At 70.9% G+C, this 18,054-nt stretch carries 7 protein-coding genes; 2 read left to right on the top strand and 5 right to left on the bottom strand.

From position 1 onward, the window contains the following. The first annotated feature begins 111 nt into the window (after positions 1-111). A complete protein-coding gene (locus OU416_RS01825; RefSeq protein WP_270925006.1) occupies positions 112-1,284 on the top strand; it encodes a cytochrome P450 in 1,173 nt (390 codons plus the stop codon). Positions 1,285-1,322: 38 nt separating this feature from the next. Here OU416_RS01825 and OU416_RS01820 read toward each other — a convergent pair whose 3' ends face one another. From OU416_RS01820 to OU416_RS01810, 3 genes are read right to left on the bottom strand one after another with little or no spacing between them, the layout of a single operon-like run. After that, complete coding sequence (locus OU416_RS01820) at positions 1,323-3,020, bottom strand: phytoene desaturase family protein (protein ID WP_270925005.1); 1,698 nt, start codon at positions 3,018-3,020, stop codon at positions 1,323-1,325. 2 nt (positions 3,021-3,022) lie between these two features. Beyond that, entirely contained in the window at positions 3,023-4,678 is a 1,656-nt protein-coding gene (locus tag OU416_RS01815; RefSeq protein WP_270925004.1) for a phytoene desaturase family protein, read from the bottom strand. Then, the gene (locus OU416_RS01810) at positions 4,668-13,886 is read right to left on the bottom strand and encodes a non-ribosomal peptide synthetase/type I polyketide synthase (RefSeq protein ID WP_270925003.1); all 9,219 of its coding nucleotides are present in this window, start codon (positions 13,884-13,886) and stop codon (positions 4,668-4,670) included. Before OU416_RS01810 ends, OU416_RS01815 begins: the two co-directional genes overlap by 11 nt. A gap of 441 nt (positions 13,887-14,327) precedes the next feature. Between OU416_RS01810 and OU416_RS01805 the strand changes: the two genes are divergently transcribed. After that, complete coding sequence (locus OU416_RS01805; RefSeq protein WP_270925002.1) at positions 14,328-14,828, top strand: DUF4188 domain-containing protein; 501 nt, start codon at positions 14,328-14,330, stop codon at positions 14,826-14,828. Here OU416_RS01805 and OU416_RS40360 read toward each other — a convergent pair. Together OU416_RS40360 and OU416_RS01790 are read right to left on the bottom strand one after the other, a co-directional pair. Next, complete coding sequence (locus OU416_RS40360; protein ID WP_444420569.1) at positions 14,714-16,024, bottom strand: hypothetical protein; 1,311 nt, start codon at positions 16,022-16,024, stop codon at positions 14,714-14,716. The genes OU416_RS01805 and OU416_RS40360 overlap by 115 nt on opposite strands. 131 nt (positions 16,025-16,155) lie before the next feature. After that, positions 16,156-17,808 carry an ABC-F family ATP-binding cassette domain-containing protein gene (locus tag OU416_RS01790; protein ID WP_270924999.1) on the bottom strand — a complete coding sequence of 551 codons (1,653 nt, stop codon included), beginning with the start codon at positions 17,806-17,808 and terminating at the stop codon, positions 16,156-16,158. Positions 17,809-18,054: the final 246 nt, after the last annotated feature.

The raw sequence follows: 18,054 nt of genomic DNA, 5'->3' as shown, positions 1-18,054 counted from the left end.
ATGTTCAACGATCGCGCCGAGATCTACCCGGAAGTGTCCACTGTAGATGCCGGTGCGCCCGGCGTTCGCTATGTTCGCCGTGACATCCCGGCAGCGCAACGAGGAGGCGTGATGCAACGGTCTCGGGAGATCCCGATCCACATGCGGCGCAACGGATTCGACCCGGTACCAGAACTGAATGCGATTCAGCAGAACGACGGCATCGTGCGCAGCACCAGCCCGTTCGGCATGGACACCTGGCTGGTGACCCGCTACGCCGACGTCCGGCGAGTGCTCTCCGACTGGGAGAGCTTCAGCAACGTCCCGCCCGGTTCCGCGGAACCCGGCAAGGGGTCGACGATGCTCCAGCCCGGCAACGTGCTCGTCGTCGATCCACCCGAGCACACCAGGCTGCGGCGGACGGTCGCATCGGAGTTCACCCCCCGCAGGCTGCTCCGGCTGGAGCCGCGCATCACCGGGATCGTCAACGACCACCTCGACGCCCTCGAACGCTCCGGATCACCCGGGGACCTCGTCACCTCGTTCTCGATCCCGGTGCCCTCGCTGGTCATCTGCGAGCTGCTCGGCGTCCCCGTCGAAGACCGGGAGGACTTCCTCCGGTACACCAACGGATTCCTCAACACCTCCTTCTCCGACGAGGAGCGCAAGGCGCTGCACGCCGAATCGCAGGCGTACCTCGCCCAGCTCGCCGTCCGCAACCGGACCGATCCGGGGGACGGCCTGCTGGGGCGGATGACGCTCGAGCACGGTGACGAGCTCAGCGACGCCGAGATCGTCGGCATGGTCAGCCTGCTCCTGCTGGTCGGGCACGAAACCACCTCCGACATGCTGTCGCTGGGCACGCTCGCGCTGCTGCGGCACCCCGATCAGCTCGACCGGCTGCGGCGGGATCCCGAGCTCATCGACACGGCGATCGAGGAGCTGCTGCGGTGGCTGACGATCGCGCACGTCAGCACGACGAAGGTGGCCACCCGGCAGGTGGAGATCGCCGGGCACGTGATCAACGCGGGTGATCTGGTGACGTGCTCGTTCCCCGCGGCCAACCGGGACCCGGACTTCGTCACGCGACCGGACGAGCTCAACATCACCCGTCCCCCGTCCCGGCACGTCGCGTTCGGGCACGGCCCGCACCACTGCATCGGCGCGCCGCTGGCCCGCCTGCAGCTGCGGATCGCGCTGCCCATCCTGCTCGCCCGGTTCCCCGGGCTGAAGCTGGCCGCCGAGCCGGAGTTCCGCTCCGGTCACCTGACCCACGGCCTGAACTCCCTGCCGATCGCCTGGTGAACCGTTGGTGCGGTGCTGCGCCCCACCGGGGCGCAGCATCACATCAGTGCTTCGCTCTGGTGGAGATCACCGGTCCGGGCTGACCCCGAACCCACCGGGATCACCAGGTGGGTCGGTTCCGGAGCGCTGTCGTCGATGCTGGCGGTGAACTCCTTGCCGTCGTCGCGGCAGACGAACTGCATCACCTGCCTGCCCGCCGCGGCGGCCCGGATCAGGCCGCCCGTGGTCGCCCACACCCCGGAGAGGTAGAAGTTCTCCAGGCCCGGCAGCCGCGGCCCGTGCTTCTTGATCACCTTCTCCATCGTCTCGCCGCCGTCGACGAACGGCTGCCAGCCCAGCACCGTGCCGTTGTAGTTGCCGGTGTAGCGGACCTGGGTCAGCGGCGTGGAGATGTCCCGGACGACGACGGAGTCCTTCAGCCCCGGGTAGCGGCCGTCGAGGAAGTCCACGATCACGTCCTTGACCCGGCGCTTGGCGGCGTAGTAGTCGACGCCGCGCCGCACCGAGAGGGTGTGCCGGGGCTCGCCCTTGCGGATCCGGGTCGCCTGCTCCGGCCCGGTGGCCAGCTCGCGCCACGGCGCGATGTCGCAGAAGTAGGTCGCGTAGACGATCGTCTTGCCCGCCGGCGCCAGCTCCGGGTAGTGCGAGCTGCGGAACTGGACGTTGATGCTGGGGTGGCGGATGCCGGTCAGCTGCGCGGCCACCTCCTCGTCGAGCAGGTGCGTGGTGCACGGTTCGCCGTCCGGGAACGGCCGGTCCAGGCCCAGGAACAGCGCGAAGTACCCGGGGAAGATGTTGCCGGGCTCGTCGATCGTGCTGGTGTAGAGCTCGCGGTGGGTGTCGGTGAGGTAGCGGCCGCGGAGCAGCTTCATCGTCGTGGTGTGCCCGTCGCAGGCCGACACCACGACGTCGGCGCGGAACTCGCGGCCGTCGCTGAGCCGCACGCCGACCGCGCGGTCGTCCTCGACCAGCACCTCCTCGACCTTCGCGTTGTAGTCGATCTGACCGCCGAGGCGGCGGTAGCGGCGCTCGATCGACTCCGCCAGCCCGAGCGAGCCGCCCTCCGGGACCCCGGCGGAGCCGTTCGCGTGCGCGGCGAGCTGGAAGTAGAACGGCAGCACCGGGAACGCCGCGTGCTTCTCGTAGAGGATGAAGTTGAACGCCTCGCGCAGCAGCGGATCGCGGAACCTGGCCGAGTAGTCCGTCATCAGCGTGCCGATCGACTTGCGGATGAGGTTGAAGTACGGCGCGAACGAGGCCAGCATCCGCCAGCGCTCGAAGGTGCCCATCAGGCCGACCGGCTTGAGGAACGGGTACACCGACAGCAGCTTGCGGAACCGGCGCAACCCGTTGCAGAAGTCCCGGATCAGCCGGGCGTCGGACGGGGAGATCTCCATCAGGTGCGCCTGCAGCCGGTCCGGGTCGGAGTAGAAGTAGACGGCCCTGCCGTCCCGGGCGCGCACGATGTTGAACACGTCGAAGTGACGCATCTGCTTGCCCTGCAGGGCGCCGAGCTCCAGCCAGATCTGGTGCATCTCGTTGCCCGGGCCGTTGCCGAGCAGCCAGCTCACGCAGCAGTCGAAGGTGAAGTCGCCCTTGTCCCAGGCGGTGCAGCACCCGCCGGGGATCTCGTGCATCTCGAAGATCCGGCTGCGGTAGCCGTTCATCTGGGCGTAGCACCCGGTGGACAGGCCGCCCAGCCCACCACCGATGATGATCATGCTCTGCCGGGACATGTTCAGGCCTCCTCGGTGAGTTGCATCGGGCGGACGTCCAGTTGCGGCAGGTGGCCGAGCTTGTCCGGCCGCCAGGGTTCGTCGTCGCGACTTTCCCAGGCCCGGAACGGGATGCCGAGCTCCTCGCACAGGAACTGGACCACGAACCGCCCGCTCGAAGCCGCCTTGATCAGCCCGCCGCCACCGACCCACTGGCCGGCCATCGAGAACCCGGCCAGTCCCGGCAGCCGCATCCGCTGCCGGTTCACCAGCTCGGTCGCCAGGTCGTCGGCTTCGGTGAAGCCCATCCAGCCGAGGATGCTGCCGTTGTGGTTGCCGGTGTAGCGGTGGTTGGTCGTCGGCGTGGCCACGTCGACGACCTCGATGCGCCCGGCGACCCCGGGGTGGCGCTGTTCCAGGAAACCCCGGGCGAAATCGGCGACCTTGCGCTTCTGCGCCCAGTACTCCCGCCGGTTGCGGGTGCGCAACTCGCGCCAGTAGCCGAAGTCGCTGAAGTAGGTGCAGTGGAACAGCGATTTGCCCGGCGGCGCGCAGCCCTGCCAGTAGCGCGACCGCAGCTGGACGACGAGGCTGTCCTGCATCACCTCCGGCAGCGCCGCGCTGTCCTGTTCGGACAGCAGGTAGGTGGTGCTGTGCGGGGTGTCCGGTGGGAGTTCGCCGTCGACGCCGACGAACACCGACACCATGCTCGGGTACGTCACTCCGGGCTTGTGCAGCAGCTCGCTGTAGAGCTTGTCCACGGCCGGGCTGGTGTACTCACCGCCCAGGAAGCGGTAGATCGTGGTGTACCCGTCGCAGGCCGAGATGACGTGGTCGGCGTAGTGGCGACTGCCGTCCTTGAGCTCGACGCCGACCGCCCGGTCGTCCTCGACCAGGATTCGCCGGACCCGTGCGCGGTAGCTGATCTCGCCGCCGAGCCCGGTGTAGCGATCCTCGATGGAACGCGCCAGCCCCAGCGAGCCGCCCTCCGGGAAACCCGCGTTGCCGTGGTGGGCGCAGGCGATGTTGTACAGGTACGGCAGCAGCGGGAACCGCTCGTGGTCCTGGAAGAAGACGTTCGGGAACGCCCGCCCCAGGAACGGGTCGGTGAACCTCCCGCTGAAGTCGGTCATCTGCGTCGCCGAGGTCCGCCAGAACAGCAAGGACGCCGGCAGCACCTCGCGCAGCATGGCCAGCTTCTCGGGCAACGTCTTCAACGGCGGTGGCTTCAGGAACGGGAAGACCTCCAGGTTCAGGAACCGCCGCAGGTCCCGGCAGAAGGACTTGATCTGCCGCGCGTCACCTGGCGAGATGTCCAGCAGGTGCCGCTCCAGCCTGCCCGGGTCGTGGTAGAACCGGACTTCCCGCCCGTCCTCGCCGACGACCCGGTTGAACGTCTCGAAGTTGGTGATCTCCTTGCCGTCGAGCGCGCCGAGCTCCCGCCAGATCTGGTTGGCCTCGTTGCCCGGCGCGGTACCGATCAGCCACTCGATGCAGTAGTCGAAGATGTAGCCCTCGCGCGACCACGCGGTGCAGCACCCACCTGGCAGCACGTGCTTCTCCAGGACGTGGCTGTCCATCCCGTTCATCTGCGCGTAGCAGCCGGCCGCCAGGCCCGCGATGCCACCGCCGATGATGATGACGCTCGGCCGGTCGGTCTTGTCCTCGTCACGCTTCACGATCCGAACCTCCCGAGAGGATCTCGCGCACCAGCCCGGCGTTCACCGGCAGGTGCGTCTCGTCGAGCATTTCGGCGTGGCTGCCCGAGCCGCGGTGCAGGCCGCTGCGCGTGGCGGAGCTGCCGTGCCAGCTGCCCGGTGCACCGGTGGCGTACTGCGCGGCCTTGGTCTCGTCGGAGATCACGCTCACCGCGGCCCGGACCGTGCCGGTGTTCGGCGTCCGGCTGCTGTGGTCGAGGTAGTCGCGGGCCTGCTCGCGGGTTTCGGCCGCCACCACTTCCGAACCGGTGTGCCTGCGCAGGTGCTCGGCCAGTTCCCGTTCGAACGCTTCGAGGTGCTCTTCGCCCAGCTGGAAGGACTCGCCGATCCGGTAGGAGTCCATGATGATCACGTCGGAGACCTCCCGGCCGCGCCGCTCCAGCTCGCCGGCCACCTCGAAGGCCAGGTTCCCGCCCAGCGAGTAGCCGAGCAGTGCGCACCGGCCGGTGGGCTGGAGGTCCTCGACCAGGTCCGCGTAGCGGGTCACCTTGTCGTCACCGGTCAGGTAGTTGAACGCCACGACCCGGTGGCCGGGCAGGTGCTCGGCGAAGCGGCGGTAGACCAGGCCGTGCCCGCCGGCGGGCGGGAAGCAGAACAGCGGTGCGCCGAGGTCGCTGAAGGTCAGGTACGGCTGGGCGCCACCGATCCGGCCGGTGATGATGTGCTCCAGCGTGGTCGCCATGCCCTGCAGGGTGGTGACCTTGAACAGCTGGCTGACCGGGATGCTGATGTTGAACTCGTGCTGCAGGTGGTGGATCAGCTCGATCAGCCGGATGGAGTTGCCGCCGACCTCGAAGAAGTCGTCGCGCAGCGTCACCCGGTCCAGGCCCAGCACCGATTTCCAGTGCTCGGCCATCCGCTCCTCGAACAGGGTCACCGGCGGCTCGTCGGTCTCCTCCCGGACGACCTCGGGGGCGGGCAGCGCGGCGAGGTCGACCTTGCCGTTGGTGGTCAGCGGCAGGCCGCCGACCTCGATGAGGTGGGCCGGGATCATGAAGGTCGGCAGGTACTCCGCCAGGTGCCTGCGCAGCGCCCGAACGTCCAGCGCCACTCCCTCGGCGGGCACGCAGTATGCGCACAGCACGGTGTTGCCGTCGGCGCCCGCCCGGGCGGTGACGACCGCCTGCGCGAGTCCCGGCCAATCCGCCAGCCGGGCTTCGACCTCACCGGTCTCGATGCGGTGACCGTGGACCTTGACCTGCGAGTCGGCGCGGCCGAGCAGGTGCGCGATGCCGTCGGCGTCCCAGCGGGCCAGGTCGCCGGTCCGGTACAACCGCACCGGCTCGCCGCCGAAGGTGCGGGTGACGAAGCGCTGCGCGGTCAGCTCCTCGTCGAGGTAGCCCAGCGACACCCCGGCGCCGCCGACCCACAGCTCCCCCGGCACGCCCGGCGGCACCGGCCTGCCGTGCTCGTCGAGGATGTAGAGCGTGCTGTTGGGCAGCGGCCGGCCGATCGGCACCAGCTGCCCCGGTGCCAGGTGATCGGTCGGCCCCTCGAAGTAGGCGCTGTCGATGGTGGCTTCGCTGAGCCCGTAGGAGTTGATCACCCGGGTGTCCGGGCCGCACAACGCGCGCAGCCGCTGGTACTCCTCGACCTTCCACGCGTCGGAGCCGACGACCAGCAGCCGCATGAAGTCCAGGCGCTGCCCGGCCCGCTCGCAGTGCTCCACCAGCCCGCGGACGACGGCGGGCACGAACTCGGCGCAGTCGACGCGCTCGGCGCGCATCGCCTCGTGCAGCCGGGCGGTGTTGAACAGCAGGTCCCGGTCCACCAGCACGAGGGTCCCGCCGGAGCACAGGGCCCGCACCAGGTCGCCGGTGAACACGTCGAAGGCGGGGCTCGCCAGCTGCAGGTGCGCGTGGACGTCCTCGCCGAGCCGGTACTCCGCGTGCCAGGCGTGGTAGGCCGAGGACAGGTTGCGGTGGCTGACCCGCACCGCCTTCGGGCGGCCGGTCGAACCCGAGGTGTAGATGACGTAGGCGGGTGATCCCGGGTCGACCGGGCGGTGCGCCGCCTGCGGTCCGGCCGCGCTCAGCAGCTCGGCCGGTGTCAGCACCACGCCCGCGCCGCCGAGCCGGTCCCGGTGGTCGTCGTCGACGACGGCCAGCACGGCATCGGCGTCGCGCACCATGTCGGAGAGCCGGTCGGCCGGGTAGCCGGGGTCCAGCGGCAGGTAGGCGCCGCCTGCGTGCAGCACGGCCAGCAGCGCGACGACCAGCTCCGGCGACTTCTCCATGCACAGCGCCACGACCGCGCCGTTGATGACGCCGAGCTCGCGCAGCCGGTGCGCCATCCGCCGGGAGTCGCGGTCGAGCTCGCGGTAGCTGAGCCGCCGCGTCTCCCCCGTCTCCGACGGCATCGAAACGGCGATCGCGTCCGGGTTCTCGGCGGCCGCCCGGCTGATCAGGTGGTGCACCGGCACGTCGTCGGCAGCCCGCCGGACCACGCCGCTGAAGCCGTGCAGCAGCCGTTCGGTCTCGGCGGGGTCGAGCATCTGGAGCTGGGTGGCGGGTTCGGCGGCGGGTGTGCGGGTCAGCGAGTCGACCAGGTTGCGGTAGTGCCCGGCCAGCCTGCTGATGGTGCCGGGCCGGAACAGGTCGGAGTTGTACTTGAAGACGCAGTGGAACCGGCCGTCGGCCTCGTCCTCGTAGGCCGACAGCGTCAGGTCGAACTGCCCCTCCTCCTCCGGCAGCTCGATGTAGTCCAGCCGGTAGCCGTACTTCTCGGTGGCCACCTTGTGCACGAGCAGGATGAACATCGCCTGGAACAGCGCCGAGCGGCTCGGGTCGTGCGCGCCGCCGAGTTCGTCGACCAGCAGCACGAACGGGTACTCCTGGTGGTCCAGCCCGTTGAGGACGGTCTCGCGGGTGCGGGCCAGCAGCTCGCCGACCGTCGGATCGCCGGTCATGTCCACGTACAGCGGCAGCGGGTTGATGAAGTAGCCGTACACCGAGGCGAACTCGTCCTGGGTGCGGCCGCTGACCGGGCTGCCGACGATCACGTCGTCCTGCCCGGAGTAGCGGCTGAGCAGCAGCGAGTAGGCGGCGAGCAGCACCACGAACACGGTCACGTCGTGCTCGCGGGCCAGTGCGTGCACCCGGGCGGTGAGCTCCTCGTCGAGGACGAAGAACTCCGAGGCGCCGTTGTTGGTCTGCACCGGCGGGCGCGGGCTGTCGGTGGGCAGGTTCAGCACCGGCGGCTCGGCGGGCAGCGCCTGCCGCCAGTACTCCAGCATCCGCCGCGCGTCGTCACCGGCCAGGAACCTGTTCTGCCAGTTGAGGAAGTCCAGGTAGGTGGCCGTCACCGGCGGGAGTTCGGCGCGGCGCCCGGCGCGCAGCGCCTCGTAGACCGCGAGCAGCTCCTCGATGAAGGTGAAGGTGGAGATCGCGTCGGAGACGATGTGGTGCACCGCCTTGGTGATCACCCACCGGTCCGGGCCGCGGCGGAACAACCGGAACCGGATCAGCGGGTCGTTCTCCAGGTCGTAGGGCTTGCGGTACTCGTGGACGATCAGCTGGTAGACGTCCGCCCAGGGCTGGTCCTGGACGTCGAACAGCTCGACGTCGGGCTTGACCTCCTCGGAGATCCGCTGCACCGGTTCGCCGTCGACGAGCACGAAGTTGGCCCGCAGGCTCGGGTGGCGCGCCAGCATCGCGCGGAACGCCTCGAACATCAGGTCCGGGTCGAGCTCGGTGCGCACCTCCACCGCACCGCCGATGTTGTAGGCGAAGCCGTCCGGGTTGAGCTGCTTGAGGAACCACAGCGCCTGCTGGTTCTGCGTCAGCGGGTACTGCCGCTGGTCGCGGAACTCCTCGACCTCCGCGGCGGGCCCGGTGCCGGTCCCGGCCGCGTCGAGCTGTTCGTGCAACCGGGCGACGAGGTCGGCGACCGGTGAGCTGCCCAGCAGCGCCACCACCGGCAGCGCGACGCCGAGCTCGGCGTGGGTGCGGGCGCGGACTTCCATCGCCAGCAGCGAGTCCAGGCCGAGCGCGCCCAGTCCGGCGTTCTCGTCGACCTGGTCCGGCCGCACCCGCAGGACGCCCGCGACCAGTTCGGTGAAGTGCCGGGTCAGCAGTTCGCGCCGCTGTTCCGGTGCGGTGGCGCGGAATTCCTCCAGGAAGCCGCCCGCCGCCCCGGCGTCGTCGGCCGCTTCGGCGGCCAGCTCGGCCACCAGCGGCGGTGGTGTGGTGTACCAGGCGGTGAACAGCGGCCAGTCGACGATGGTGGCCACCAGCAGCTGCGGGTGGCCCTGGTCCACGACCCGTTCCAGCACCGCCATCCCGGCTTCCGGGGACAGCGAGCTCATGCCGCGGTTGTTGCGGTAGTGCTCCACCAGGCCGAGGTCGGCGATCATGCCCGTCGCCCACGGCCCCCAGTCGATGCTCAGCGCCGGGAGCCCGAGCGAGCGCCGGTGGTGGGCCAGCGCGTCGAGGAAGGCGTTGCCCGCCGCGTAGTTCGTCTGCCCGGCCGTGGTGAGCACCGCGGCGATGGAGGCGAAGAGCACGAAGTGGTCCAGCGGGTCGTCGCGCAGCTGCCGGTGCAGCACGGTGGCGCCGACCGTCTTGGGGTCGTGCGCGGCGTCGAAGGTCTGCCGGTCCATCTCCGGCAGCAGCGTGTCCTCGACGCTGCCCGCGAGGTGGAAGACGCCGCGGATGGGCGGCAGGTCGTGCCGCCGGTAGCCGACCAGCCACGCGGCGAAGTCCCGCTCGTCGGTGATGTCCAGCGGCACCAGGAGCGACTGCGCGCCGAGCTCTTCCAGTTCCTTGACCAGCGCCACCTTCCGGCCGATCGAGCTGTCCGGGTCGAGCTCGCGCCAGTGCTCGCGGGCGGGCAGTTCGGTGCGGCCCACCAGGATCAGCCGCCGGGCGCCGCGCCGGGCCAGCGTCCGGCAGACCAGCCGGCCGAGCGCGCCGAACGCGCCGGTGACCAGGTAGGCGCAGTCCGGGCGCAATCGCAGCGGCAGCGGTTTCAGCAGGTCGTCGGGTCTGCGGAGCCGGCAGGTGTGGCGGCGGTCGCCGCGCAGCGCGATCTCCTGCTCGTCGTCGGCGCTGATCTCGCGCAGCAGCGCGGCGGCGTCGGCGGCCACGTCCGTGCCCGCCAGGTCCAGGTCGATCAGCTTGCCGCGGTTGGCGGTGAGCTCCTGCTGCCACAGCACGCGGCCGATGCCCCAGGCAGGCGCGCCCAGCGGCTCGACCTCGGCATCGGCGGTGACCGCCTGGGCGCCGCGGGTGACCACGTGCAGCCGGGCCGGGGACTGCGCGGCGACCAGGGCCTGGGCCAGCGCGATCACCGAGTAGGTGCCCTCGGTGTGCTGACGCGCCAGCTCGGCTTCGCCTGCGGCGTCGAAGTCCGGCCGGTCCAGGTTCCACAGGTGCACCACCGCGTCGCACGGCAGCTCGGCGAGCAGCCGTCGCAGGTCGCCGGCGCTGTCCGGCGCCACCACCGATTCGCGCTCGCCGCGCCGGTAGCCGGTGCCCGGCCGCACCAGGTGGCAGCGGCCACCGCGGGCGGTGAGCTGCGCGGCGAGCTCCTCGCCGATGCCCTGCGAATCGGCCAGCACCAGCACATCGCCCGGCGCGTCGGGGTGCTCGGCGAGATCCGGTGCCGGTTCCCACCTCGGCGCGAGCAGCCAGTTGTCGATGGTGGCGGTCGCGACGCCGGCCGAGGACTGCTCGACGTCGGCGGCGCGGAAGCCGTCGACGTGGCCGAGCACCGAACCGTCCTCGGCGTGCACCGTGATGTCGCCGATGAGCTCGTCGCCGTCGCGGCGCACGACCCTGGCGTGCGCCCAGATCGGCTGCGATCCGATCGGCTCGGTCCGCACCTCGGCGATGGACAGCGGCAGCCGGATGCCGGTTTCCGGGGCGTCCTCGCCGATCAGCGGCGTCAGCAGGGTCTGGAAGCAGGCGTCCAGCAGCGCCGGGTGGAAGTGGTGCTCACCGGTGAGCGCCTCGTTCGGCCGGATGCGGGCGAGCGCTTCGTCCGGCCCGATCCAGACCTGCTCGATGTTCTGGAACGCGGGGCCGTAGTGGTAGCCGAGTCCGGCCAGCGCCGCGTAGCAGGCAGGGCCGTCGAGGTGCTGCCGGCTGCGCGCGCGGATCGCCTCCGCGTCGAGCCTCCCGCTGCTCCCGTTCGGGCGGCCGGTGCGCAGAACGCCGGTGGCGTGCACGGAGCGCTGGTCGGCGCCGTTGACCGTGGCGATCGCGAACTCCGAGTCGGCGGTGCACGACAGCTGCACCCGCCGGGCCTCGTCCTCCGGCAGGAACAGCGCCTTGCGCAGCTCGACACCGGCCAGCGCGACCGTCGTGCCGCCGGTCATCGCGCGCACCGCCTGCGCGGCCATCTCCAGGTACCCGGCGGCGGGGAACACCACGTCGCCCTGGATCCGGTGGTCGCGCAGGTACGGTTCCCGCTCGACGTCGAGCGTCGCTTCCCAGGACGGTTCGGCGGTGGACAGGCGGCGGCCGAGCAGCGGGTGGTCGAGGTGGCCGAGCCGGATCTGCGCGACCGACGCGGGCTCCACCCAGTACCGGTCGCGGCGCCACGGGTAGGCGGGCAGCGGCACCGCCCGGCCCCGCGGTTCGAGCACCGCCCAGTCGACGTCGACGCCGAGGTTGTGCAGGTCGGCCAGCGAGGCGGTGAACCGCTCCGCCTCGTCCTCCGCGCGGCGGATGGACGGCACCGAGGCGCCCTCGACCTGCTTGTCCAGCAGGCATTCCCGGATCGAGTGGGCCAGCACCGGGTGCGGCCCGATCTCCAGGAACAGCCGGTACCCGTCGTCGGCGATGCGGTCCACCGCCGCGCGGAAGCGGACGCTGTCGCGGACGTTGCGCCACCAGTAGGCCGCGTCGAGCTCCGGGCCGCGCGCGGTGCCCTCCTGGCCGGTCAGGTAGAGCGGTACCTGCGCCGGTCCGGGCCGCAGTCCGTCCAACGAGGACAGCAGCTCGTCCTTGATCAGCTCCATCCGGGAGCTGTGGTAGGGCACCCGGACGCCGAGGAACTTCGCGAACACCTGCTCGGCGGTCAGTTCGTCGGCGAGCGCGGCGAGCGCGTCCTCGTCACCGGCCAGGGTGCAGGAGGCGGGGGCGTTGATCGCGGCCACCGAGACGCGGTCGCCGAAGCGCCGCACCCGCTGCTGCGCCTCCGCCTCGGTCAGGCTCACCGCCAGCATCGTGCCGGTCCCGACGAGCTTCTGCTGGAGCCTGCTGCGGTGGACGATGATCCGCACCGCGTCCGCCAGGCTGTAGACCCCGGCCTCGTAGAACGCCGCGACCTCACCGGTGCTGTGCCCGACGATCGCGTCCGGCCGCACCCCGTGGTGCCGCCACAGCGCGGCCAGCGCGATCTGCACGGCGAAGTTGGCGGGTTGGGCCAGCCACGTCTCGGCCATCTGCGAGTCGGCCTCGTCGGCGGTGAGCTCGTCGAGCAGGGACCAGCCCGCGATCCGGGCGATCTCGCGGTCGCAGCGCTCGATCACCTCCCGGAAGACCGGCTCGCCTTCCAGCAGCTGCCTGCCCATCGCCCACCACTGCGGCCCCATCCCGGTGAACACCCACACCAGCCGGTTCTCCTCGCGCCGCTGTCCGGTGCGGGCCAGCGGGTGCGCCTCGCCCCGCGCGCACTCGGCCAGCCGCTGCGCCAGTTCCTCCGGCGAGGAGTACACGATGGACAGCCGGTGCTCGTGGTGCTGGCGGCGGTGCGCCAGGGTGTGGCCGAGGTCGGCCGGGTCGATCTCGGCGAGCCGGTCGGCGAGCCGTCCCGCCAGCTCCGGCAGCGCCGCGGGGTCCCGGGCGGTCAGCGGGAGGATGCGGTGCGCGCGCTGCGCCGGTCGCCGGTCGGGTTCCGGCCGCGGCGGGGCCTCCTCCAGGACGACGTGGGCGTTCGTGCCGCCGAACCCGAAGGAGTTCACCCCGGCCCGGGCCGGCCCGTCGTGCTCGGGCCAGTCGGTGAGCCGGTCCGGGATCTCGTAGGGCTGAGCGGCCAGGTCGATGTCCGGGTTGATCCGGGTCAGGTTGATGTGCGGCGGGATCTTGCGCTCCGCCAGCGACAGCGCGGTCTTGATCAGCCCGGCCATCCCGGCCGCCGACTCGGTGTGCCCGATGTTGGTCTTGACCGAACCGATGTAGCAGCGCCGGCCCGGCTTGCGGCCGGTCGCCAGCGCCCGCCCGAGCGCGTTGGCCTCGATCGGATCACCGACGGGCGTGGAGGTCCCGTGCGCCTCGACGTACTGCAGCTCGCCCGGTTCGATGCCGGCTTCCGCGCAGACCTGCTCGATCAGGTCGACCTGCGCCTCCGCGCTGGGCACCGTGATCCCGTTGGTGCGGCCGTCCTGGTTCACGCCGCTCGCGGTGATCACCGCGTGGATCGGGTCGCCGTCGCGCACCGCCTCGTCGAGGAGCTTGAGCGCGACCACCGCGACGCCTTCGGCCCGCACGTAGCCGTTCGCGTCGGCGTCGAAGGTCCGGGACCTGCCGTCCGGGGAGAGGAAACCGCCCTTGGTCTCGGCGATCGTGTACTGCGGGGTCATGTGCAGCAGGGTGCCGCCGGCCAGCGCGAGGCTGCTCTCGCCGCGGCGCAGGCTCTGGCAGGCGAGGTGCACCGCCACCAGCGAGGAGCTGCAGGCGGTGTCGATCGAGACGCTCGGTCCGCGCAGGTCCAGGCAGTAGGAGATGCGGTTGGACGTCATCGTCATCATGGTTCCGGTCGCGGTGTGCGCGGCCAGCGTCTCGAAGCCGAGGTCGGCGAACTGGACGATCTTGTAGTCCAGGGTGAACGCGCCGACGAACACGCCGACGTCGCGGCCGGCCAGCTCGTCCGGCCGCTGCCCGCCGTCCTCCAGCGCTTCCCAGGCGACCTCCAGCAGTTTGCGCTGCTGCGGGTCCATGTGCTCGGCCTCGCGCGGGCTGATCCCGAAGAAGGCCGGGTCGAACTCGTCGAAACCGGTGATGTAGCCACCGCGCCCGCCGACCAGCCTCCCCGGTTTGGCCTTGTCCCGGCTGCCCAGCGTCGACACGTCGTAGCGGTCGACCGGGGTCGGCACGATGCAGTCCTTGCCGTCGGCCAGGTTCTGCCAGAACGACCGGTGGTCGGAGGCTCCTCCGGGGAAGCGGCAGCCGATTCCGATGATCGCGACCTTGTTGCCGGAAGCAGGATTCTGCGGGTTCACCATCGTCCATTCCTCGGGTCGGGCGCGGTGGCGCGGACAGCAAAGAGCACTCGAACGCATTCGTGCTGGAGGAGAATTGATCGGCGGAGAACGAGAAATGTTTTCACCGAACGGGAACGGACTCGAAACACCGGACCACGCGGGAAACCCCGAGCCGGAGCAAGCCCGGCACCGGAGCCGGGAACTCGGCCGAAACATCCACCACGGCAATGAAAACCGGGTCACGGCTCCGGCCGATCCGCATCGAATCCCCCGTCTCGTTCGGATGATCTCCGCACACATCAATACCGGGGAACCCAGACCCCCACCACTCGACTCCTACTACCAGGTGTCGTCCTGGAATATGCCGCCGAAACTGAATGATTCTTACGATTTTCCCGTTCGCCGGATCGATCGGAGAACGCGCGGATTCGGTACCGTTCCGGTTGAGCGAAAGGACGCGAGATGGGCGAAGCACCGCAGACCGGCCGCCGCACCGCACCCAACGACCGGGACCTCGTGGTGTTCCTGCTCGGCACGAGGATCAACGAGCTCACGGCGGTGCGCAGCTGGATTCCGGTGATCATCGCATTCCGCCGGATGCTCGCGGAGCTGCGGGCCGCCCCGGACAGCGGCCTGCTCGCCTTCCGGATCCTGTACCGCCCGCCCCGACTGGTGACCACCGTGCAGTACTGGGAATCGGCCGAGAAGCTCTACGCCTACGCATCGGATCCCGCCGGCCGGCACCGTCCGGCGTGGACGGACTTCTACCGCCGCAGCAAGGCGGCGGGCGGGCGCGTCGGCATCTGGCACGAGACCTACCTCGTCCCGGCCCGCTCGTACGAGAGCATCTACGTGGCCATGCCGGAGTCCGGGCTGGCCCGGGCGTTCGGCAGCGCACCGGTCGACCACCGCACCGACCGGGCGAACGACCGGCTCCGCGGCGTCCGCCGCGACGGCGGGTAGCCGGTCAGTCCCAGTCGACCGGGAGGCCGCGCACGCTGTAGTTGAGCGAGTCGTCGCGCATCTGGACCTCCGCGGCCGGGACCGCAAGCCGCAGCGCGGGAAACTCCCGCAGCAGCCCGGCGAAGCCGGTGCGCAGCACGATGCGGGCCAGCTGCGCGCCGAGGCAGTGGTGCACGCCGTGGCCGAACGCCACGTGCCCGCTCGCCGCGCGGGTGAGGTCGAGCCGATCCGGATCGGGGAACTGGGCCGGGTCGCGGTTGGCCGCGGAGAGCGACAGCGTCATCAGGTCGCCGTAGCGGAGGAACTCGCCGTGGAACTCGAAATCCCGCCAGGGCGACCCGGGTCGAGCCGAACTGGTTGATCGTCAGGTAGCGCAGCAGCTCCTCCACCGCGCCGTCGATCAGCGACGGAGTGGCGCGCAGCGCCGCGAGCTGATCCGGGTTGGTCAGCAGCGCGTAGCTCCCCAGCGCGAACACGCTGGTGGTGGCGTCCTGGGCGGCGGTCACCAGCATCACGGCCATCGTGGTGATCTCCTCGGCGGAGAGCTGGTCATCGGCGGTGAGCGCGCTGAGCAGGTCCGCACCCGGCCGCCGCCGCTTCTCGTGCACGAAGTCCGCCAGCACAGCGCACAACTCCGCCCAGCCCTCGCTGCTCCGGTCCTCGCCGCCGAGCGCGAGCACTTTCTCGGTGGCGCGGCGGAACGCGGTCTCGTCGGCGATCCGGATGCCGAGCAGCTCGCCGATCACCTGGCTGGTGACCGGCGACGCGAAGGTCGGCACCAGATCAGCCGGACCACCGGCGCGCCGCATCGCGGTGAGCCGGTCGCCCACGATCCGCTCGATCCGCGAGGTCATCGCCCGCATCCGGCGCGGGCCGAACCCGGCCGAGAGCTTGCGCCGGTACCAGGTGTGCTCCGGCGGGTCCAGCATGCTGAACAGGCCCGCCGGTGTCTGCTGCTCCGGATCACCGGCGATGATCGGGAACTTGACCAGATCGAAGCGCGAGCCGAAGCGCGGATCGGCCAGCACCTCCCGGACGAGCGCGTGGCTGGTCACCAGCCAGCCGCGGCGCCCGCCGTCGCAGCGCATCGGTGCCAGCGGCCGTTCCTCGCGCAGCTCCCGCAACCCGTCGTGCGGGTCGAACGGGCAGCTGCGAGTGGTTGGGTGCACCACCGGTTGCGGTTGGGCCTCGGTCATCGCACGCTCCTGGAGCTCCGCCGGATGCCGGTTGGCATGATTCGCCAACCGGCGTCCGGCAGCACCGCGAGTCACCCGGTCCAGGTGCGCCCGGAGGCGTGAACTTCCCGTCGCGACGGGGAACTCCGCGCTCAGCTCATCGCCGTCCTCCGCACCTCCGCCGCCGAGGTCTCGCGCAGCCCTCCGTCGAGCAGCAACCACCGGGTGACGCCGATCGATTCGAGGAACGGCACGTCGTGGCTGGCCACGATCAGCGCACCGGCGTAGGCGTCGAGCGCCGTGATCAGCTGGCGGGCGCTGGCCATGTCCAGGTTGTTCGTCGGTTCGTCCAGCATGAGCAGCTGCGGCGCGGGTTCGGCGAGCACGAGCGCGGCCAGCGTCGCCCGGAAGCGCTCCCCGCCGGACAGCGTCGCCACCTGCCGGTCGGCCCGGTCCCCGGTGAACAGGAACCGGGCGAGACCGGCCCGGATCTGGTTGTTGGTCGATCCGGGCGCGAACCGCGCCACGTTCTCGGCGATGCTCGCGTGCTCCGCCAGGACGTCGAGGCGCTGCGGCAGGAAGCGCAGCGGAACGTGCCCGACGACTTCCCCGGCCAGCGGCTCCAGCTCACCGGCGATCGTGCGCAGCAACGTCGTCTTGCCGGAACCGTTGCGCCCGACGAGTGCGATCCGCTCCGGCCCGTGCACGTCGAAGTCACCCGGCACCCGCGCTCCGCGGGGCAGGCGCAGACCGCGCGCGTTCAGCACGGTGCGTTCTGGCGGCACCGCCGTGCGCGGGAGGTCGACCCGGATCTCATCGTCGTCGCGCACCGCGCCGGACGCCTCGGCCAGCCGTTGCCGGGCTTCGGCGAGCTTCGTCTCGTGCATGATGCGGTGCTTGCCCGCCGACACCTGGGCCGAGCGCTTGCGCTGGGCCATCACCGCCTTGGGCTCGCGCTTGGTGTCCCACATCTTCTGGCCGTAGCGCTTGCGCCGGGCGAGCTTGACGTGCGCGTCGACGAGTTCCCGCTTCTGCTTGCGCAGATCGGACTCCGCGACGCGCACCATCCGCTGCGCCGCCTCCTGCTCGACGGCGAGAGCTTCCTCGTAGGCGGCGAGGTTCCCGCCGTACCAGCTGATCTCGCCGTCGCGCAGATCGGCGATCCGGTCCACCCGGGCCAGCAGCTCGCGGTCGTGGCTGACCACGACCAGCGCCCCGGGCCACGCCGCGACCGCCGAGCACAGCCGCTGCCTGGCGGGCAGGTCGAGGTTGTTGGTGGGCTCGTCGAGCAGCAGTACCTCCGGCCGTTCCAGCAGCAGCGCCGCCAGCCGCAGCAGCACCGACTCGCCGCCGGAGACCTCGCCGATCGTCCGGTCCAGGCCGATGTGCCCCAGACCGAGCTCTTCGAGCACCGCGACGGCCCGCTCCTCGACGTCCCAGTCCTCCCCGACCACCGCGAAGTGCTCCTCGCGGACGTCACCGGCGTGGATGGCGCGCAGCGCCGCGCGGATCCCGGCGATGCCCAGGGCTTCGTCGACGCGCAGCCCGGTGTCGAGCGAGACGTTCTGCGGCAGGTAGCCGACTTCGCCGGAGACGCGAACCGCGCCGCTGGTGGCGGTCAGCTCACCGGCCAGCAGCTTGAGCAGCGTGGACTTCCCGGACCCGTTGAGCCCGATCAGCCCGGTGCGGCCGGGACCGAACGCCGCGTGCAGACCGTCGAAGACGCGACTGCCGTCGGGCCATTCGAAGCCGAGCTCGACGCAGCAGGCACTCGCGATGGTGGACAGGGGTGCGGAAGATGACATGGAGAACTCCCGAGGTCTGGATCGAACGGTGCGCACAACACGTTCGAGACGCCGCGAGCGACAGCGGTGCGGGAGACGTCCACGCCCGGACACGGGAAGGACGACGCCACGCAGCACGGAAAGTCGCACACCGGATCGGGCTCAGCACGAGCCACGACAGAACGGCATCTCAGACCTCAGCGGACCAACGTCCTACTCCAAACCGACGGCAGCACAAGCACGGCGAAGCTACCTCCGCGCCGAAAC

The organism is Saccharopolyspora indica, from assembly GCF_027853965.1.
In the GTDB taxonomy this organism is placed as follows: domain Bacteria; phylum Actinomycetota; class Actinomycetes; order Mycobacteriales; family Pseudonocardiaceae; genus Saccharopolyspora; species Saccharopolyspora indica.
The sequence above is the reverse complement of the archived record's forward strand: the minus strand, read 5'-3'. Positions and strand labels throughout refer to the sequence as shown.

What these genes read in the sequence shown, in the direction of transcription:
- OU416_RS40360 (WP_444420569.1), bottom strand. Translation starts at nt 16,024, where the DNA reads ATGACCGAGGCCCAACCGCAACCGGTGGTGCACCCAACCACTCGCAGC.
- OU416_RS01810 (WP_270925003.1), bottom strand. Translation starts at nt 13,886, where the DNA reads ATGGTGAACCCGCAGAATCCTGCTTCCGGCAACAAGGTCGCGATCATC.
- OU416_RS01790 (WP_270924999.1), bottom strand. Translation starts at nt 17,808, where the DNA reads ATGTCATCTTCCGCACCCCTGTCCACCATCGCGAGTGCCTGCTGCGTC.
- OU416_RS01820 (WP_270925005.1), bottom strand. Translation starts at nt 3,020, where the DNA reads ATGTCCCGGCAGAGCATGATCATCATCGGTGGTGGGCTGGGCGGCCTG.
- OU416_RS01825 (WP_270925006.1), top strand. Translation starts at nt 112, where the DNA reads ATGCAACGGTCTCGGGAGATCCCGATCCACATGCGGCGCAACGGATTC.
- OU416_RS01805 (WP_270925002.1), top strand. Translation starts at nt 14,328, where the DNA reads ATGGGCGAAGCACCGCAGACCGGCCGCCGCACCGCACCCAACGACCGG.